Source organism: Streptomyces spongiae (genome assembly GCF_009377185.1).
GTDB classification, from domain to species: Bacteria; Actinomycetota; Actinomycetes; order Streptomycetales; family Streptomycetaceae; genus Streptomyces; species Streptomyces spongiae.
Map to the genome: position 1 here is coordinate 1 of NZ_VJZC01000643.1, position 5,467 is coordinate 5,467.

The following is a 5,467-nucleotide window of genomic DNA, read 5'->3' on the forward strand; positions in this document are numbered from 1 at the left end:
GGCCAGTGGGGTTGGTGGGGTCCACCGTCTCGGGAAGCAGCCCCAGGAGGTTCAGGTCGTCCGGGCCGAACAGGGCCCAACGGCCGCTGTCCGCAGGCCGCTTGACGTCGGACACCTCCACGGCCCGCCAGTCGGGGCGCAGCAGGGCGCGCCGCACCACGTCGTACGCCGTTCCGCCCGGAAGCTCCCGGGTGGTCAGGGCGTCCACCCGCGCCACCGGGCGGCCGGTGGGGTCGGCGAGCGTCAGCGAGACCGTGCCGCCTCCGGTCGGGGTCACCCGTACCCGCACCTCCGACGCGCCCGTCGCGTACAGGCGCACGCCGTTCCACGCGAACGGCACCCGGACCGCCTCGGGCTCGGGCTCGGCGGCGGGGCCGGACGCGGACGCGACGAGCAGCGGGGCGTGCAGGGCCGCGTCCAGCAGGGCCGGATGGATACCGAAGCGGTCGGCGCCCACCGACTCCGCTTCCGGCAACCGGACGTCCGCCAGCAGTTCGTCGCCCAGCCGCCATGCCGCCCGTACGCCCCGGAAGGCCGGCCCGTAGACGAAGGGGCCCTCCGCGAGGGTGTCGTACGCGTCGGTGAGGTCGATCTCGACGGCGCCCTGGGGCGGCCACACGGCCGGTCCCGTGTCCGAGGGCGCCGATCCCGGGTCCTCGGGCACGCGGGCCAGTACACCTGTGGCATGCCGGGTCCAGGCGGGCTCAGAGCCGTCCGCGGGGGACTCCACGGACTCTACGGACTCCACGGACCCCTCGGGCCGCGCGTGGATGTCGATGGGGCGCCGGCCGGAGTCGTCCGCCGCCTCCACGACGACCTGGAGGAGCACGCCTCCGGTGGCGGGCAGCGTGAGCGGGGCCAGCACCACGAGGTCGTCCAGCGCGCCGCAGCCGACCTCGTCGCCCGCCCGGACGGCCGTCTCCACGAACACCGTGGCGGGGACGAGCACCGTCCCGGCGATCACATGGTCGGCGAGCCACGGCTGGGCCGCGGGGGAGAGGAGACCGGAGAGGACCGTGCGGCCGGTGTCCGGCACCGCGAACGCCGGGCCCAGCAGCGGGTGACCGTGGGCGCCCGTCGAGGGGCCCGGGGTACGCGGCCCGTCCAGCCAGTACCGCTGGCGCTGGAAGGCGTACGTGGGCAGGTCCACCCGGCGCCCTCCGCCGCCCGCGAACACGGTCGGCCAGTCGACGCGCGCCCCTCGCACGTGCAGCCGGGCCACGGAGGACAGCAGGGTCTCCGGTTCGCCCTCGCCCGCACGGGTCGCGGCCGCGAACAGCGCGTCACCGTTGTCCCCGCCCGTCAGACAGTCCTCCGCCATCGCCGTGAGCACGGGACCGGGGCCGAGTTCGAGGAACGCCGAGACCCCGTTGTCCCCGAGCCACCGCACGGCGTCGGCGAACCGCACCGGCAGACGGCAGTGCCGTACCCAGTACTCCGGGGAACACAGCTCCTCCGCACCGGCCCGGCGGCCCGACACGGCGGAGACCACCGGGATCCGCGGCGGCCGGTAGGCCAGCCCTTCGGCCACCCGGCGGAAGTCGTCGAGCATCGGCTCCACCAGCGGTGAGTGGAAGGCGTGGCCGACCCGCAGGCGTACGGTCCTGCGGCCGCGCGCCTCGAACCCCGCCGCGACCGTGAGTACGGCGTCCCGCGCACCGGAAATCACCACCGAGCGCGGTCCGTTCACGGAGGCGACCGCGACCAGCCCTCCGAGGTGGGCGAGTTCGGCGACGACCTCGTCCTCCGTCGCGTGCAGGGCCACCATCGCCCCGCCCTCGGGCAGCGCCTGCATCAGCCGGCCACGGGCCACCACGAGCGCCGCCGCGTCCGCGAGGTCCAGTACACCGGCGACATGCGCGGCGGCCAGTTCCCCGACGGAGTGTCCGGCCACGAAGTCGGCACGCACTCCCCACGACTCCAGCAGCCGGAACAGCGCCAACTCGAAGGCGAACAGACCGGCCTGGGTGAAGTCCGTCCGGTCGAGCAGGGCGGCATCCGGGGAGCCCTCCTCGGCGGACAGCACCGCGCTCAGCGGCCGTTCGAGACGGTCCTGATCGAGACGGTCCCGTTGGAGACGCTCGTCCAACTCGTGGCACACGTCGTCGAAGGCCGCGGCGAAGGCGGGGAAGGCGGCGCGCAACTCCACTCCCATACGGGCGCGTTGGGCTCCCTGGCCGGTGAACAGGAAGGCCGTACGCGCGCCGCCCGGATCCGCGACGGCCCGCATGAAGCCCGTGCTGCCCGTGCCCTTGGCGCCTGCACCATCCGTGCCCTCGGCGAGCGCCTGCAGCGAGGTCAGCATCCGTGTCCGGTCGCCCGTCGCCACCATCGCCCTGTGGGACAGGGCCGGCCTCGACACGGCCAGGGAGAAACCGACGTCGGTGGACGACAGTTCGGGGCGGGCGGCGACATGGGCCGCCAGCCGGCGCGCCTGGGCACGCAGGGCGCCCGCGTCGGCCCCGGAGAGCAACCACGGCACGGGCGCCGCTTGAACGGGTGCCGCTTCCTCCCCGGAGCCCTGGGGAACCTCCGCCTCCGCCCCCGCCCCGGGCAACTGCGGGGCCTCCTCCAGGATCACGTGCGCGTTCGTCCCGCCGATGCCGAAGGCCGAGACCCCCGCCCTGCGCGGCCGGTCGTCCGCCGACGGCCACGGCTGGACCTCGGTCAGCAGTTCCACGCGGCCGGAGGCCCAGTCCGCGTGCGGTGTGGGGGTCTCGGCGTGCAGGGTCCGGGGCAACTCCCCGTGCCGCATGGCCTGCACCATCTTGATGACGCCGGCGACGCCCGCGGCGGACTGGGTGTGCCCGAGGTTGGACTTGACCGAGCCCAGCCACAGCGGCGGCCGGTCCGGTGCCCGCCCCTGACCGTAGGTGGCCAGCAGGGCCCGCGCCTCGATGGGATCGCCGAGGGTGGTGCCCGTGCCGTGTGCCTCCACCACGTCCACGTCGTCCGCACGGAGCCCGGCGTCGGCCAACGCCTGCACGATCAGCCGCTGTTGGGCCTGGCCGTTGGGTGCTGTGAGCCCGTTGGACGCTCCGTCGGAGTTGACGGCGGAACCGCGCAGCACGGCCAGGACGGGGTGCCCGTGGCGCAGGGCGTCGGAGAGCCGCTCCAGCAGCACCAGCCCCGCTCCCTCACCCCAGGCGGTGCCGTCCGCCGTGGCCGAGAACGACTTGCAGCGGCCCTCCGGCGAGAGACCGCGCTGACGGCTGAACGCGGTGAACGGCTTGGGGCTCGACATCACCGTGACACCGCCGGCCAGGGCCAGGGAGCACTCGCCCGAGCGCAGCGCCTTCGCCGCCCAGTGCAGGGCCACGAGCGAGGACGAGCACGCGGTGTCGAGCGTGATCGACGGACCGCGCAGCCCGTACACGTACGAGATCCGGCCCGAGGCCACACTGCCGGCCGATCCCAGGCCGAGATGGGCCTCCAGTTCGTGGTGGTCGAAGCGGGCCGAGTAGTCGCCGTACATCACGCCGACGAACACGCCCGTGTCGCTCTCGCGCACCGCGGCCGGGTCGATTCCGGCCCGTTCCCAGACCTCCCACGAGGTTTCCAGCAGCAGCCTCTGCTGCGGGTCCATGGCCAGCGCCTCGCGCGGCGGAATCCCGAACAGGCCCGCGTCGAACTCCGCGGCCCGGTGCAGGAACCCGCCCCTGCGGGTGTACGACGTGCCGATCCGGTCCGGGTCGGGGTCGTACAGTGGGCCCAGGTCCCAGCCCCGGTCCGTGGGGAACTCCGAGGTCGCGTCCGTGCCGTCCGACACCAGCCGCCACAGGTCCTCGGGGGAGTGGACGTCACCGGGATAGCGGCAGCCCATGGCGACGATCACGATCGGATCGTCGCCGCCGTCCTCCGTGCCCCCGCCCGGCCCCGCGGGCTCCGCTGCGGGCTCCGGAAGGACCGCGTCGCCGTCGGCAGTGACCGGGGCGAAGAGGGCCGTACACAGGTACCGGGCCACCTCGGCCGGTGTGGGGTGGTCGAAGACCAGCGTCGTCGGAAGCCGCAGCCCGGTCACCGCTGCGAGCCGGTCGATCAGCGCGACGGCGCCCGCGGAGGTCAGCCCCAGATCGATGAAGGGGCTGTCGGCGTCGCCCGGGTCGTACGGACCGTGGTCGTCACGGCCACGGACCGCGGCGGTCTCGGCGAGCACCGCCTCGCACAGCACGCGCTCCCGTCCCTCCGGGTCCGCGGGCAGGGACAGGAGCCGTCGGAGCAGGGACGCGTCGGTCGCCCGCCACGCGGTTGCCGACATGGGCCGGGCCGGTCCCGGGTCCACGACCGCGTGGCGGGCGATCTTGCCGGACGCCGTACGCGGGACGGCGGCGATCTCGTGGATCTCGGCGGGCAGCTTGTACTCGGCCAACCGCGAGCGGCACGCGGCCAGTACGCGCTGTGGGTCGACCCCGTCCGGACCCGGTACGACGAAGGCCACGGGCACTTCGCCGAGCACCTCGTGCGGCCTGCCCACCACCACCGCGTCGGCCACACCGGGACAGCCCAGCAGGGCCCGTTCGACCTCCGTGGGATGGATGTTCTCGCCGCCGCGGATGATCAGCTCGCTGACCCGTCCGGTGAGGGTGAGATGACCGTGCTCGACGCGGCGGCCGAGGTCGCCGGTGCGGTACCAGCCGTCCCTTAGCGCGGCCTTGGTCGCCTCGGGCTGGTTGTGGTAGCCGGACATGAGGCTCGGCCCGCGCACCCAGATCTCGCCCTCGCCGCCGTCCGCGACATCGTTGCCGGAGCCCGGATCGACGACCCGTACGTCCATGCCCGGCACCGGCGGACCGCAGGAACCGTCGAGCTTCGGGCCGTCCGGCCGGTTCACCGCGATCATGCCGCAGGTCTCGGTGCTGCCGTACGCGTCGAGGAGGGGTGCCCCCAGCGCGTCCTCGACCGCCCGACGCAGTTCCGGGGAACTCGGCGCGCCCGCCACGACACAGGTCCGCAGGCCCCCCGGTCCCGAGGACCGCTTCGGGGCATCGGCGGCCGACGCCACCAGTTGGTGGTACGTCGCGGGCACTCCGGCCAGGACGGTGTACGGGCCGCCGAGGGCCGTGCGCGGTGCCTGGAGCTCCCGCAACAGCCCGCCGGGCGGGAGGAGTTCGCCGGAGATCCTGGCGCTCGCGCCGACGGCGGTCACGCCCAGGATCGCGAGGGAGTGACCGAAGCTGTGGAACAGCGGCAGGGGCCAGAGCAGGCGGTCCCCGGGCGAGAGACCGAAGATCGGGGCGTAGCAGGCCGCCACCGACCACAGGGCACTGCGCTGGGTCGAGAGCACGCCCTTGGGGCGGTGCGTGGTACCGGACGTGTAGAGCATCCAGGCCGGTTCGTCGAGCCCGAGGTCGTCCCGGGGCGCCTCACCGGGCGCGCCGGACTCGGCCGCGCTCCGCAGGAGGACCGTGCCGTCGGGGGCGTCGGAGGGGACCGGCTCCGTCCCGGTGAGCAGCACGCGGGGGCGGTG

At 74.6% G+C, this 5,467-nt stretch carries 1 protein-coding gene; it reads right to left on the reverse strand.

Annotation, left to right across the window (positions count from 1 at the left end; translation table 11 throughout):
* Positions 1-5,467, reverse strand: a 5,467-nt coding sequence (locus tag FNH08_RS43615) for a type I polyketide synthase (RefSeq protein WP_152777050.1), incomplete at both ends; no start/stop codon positions are given.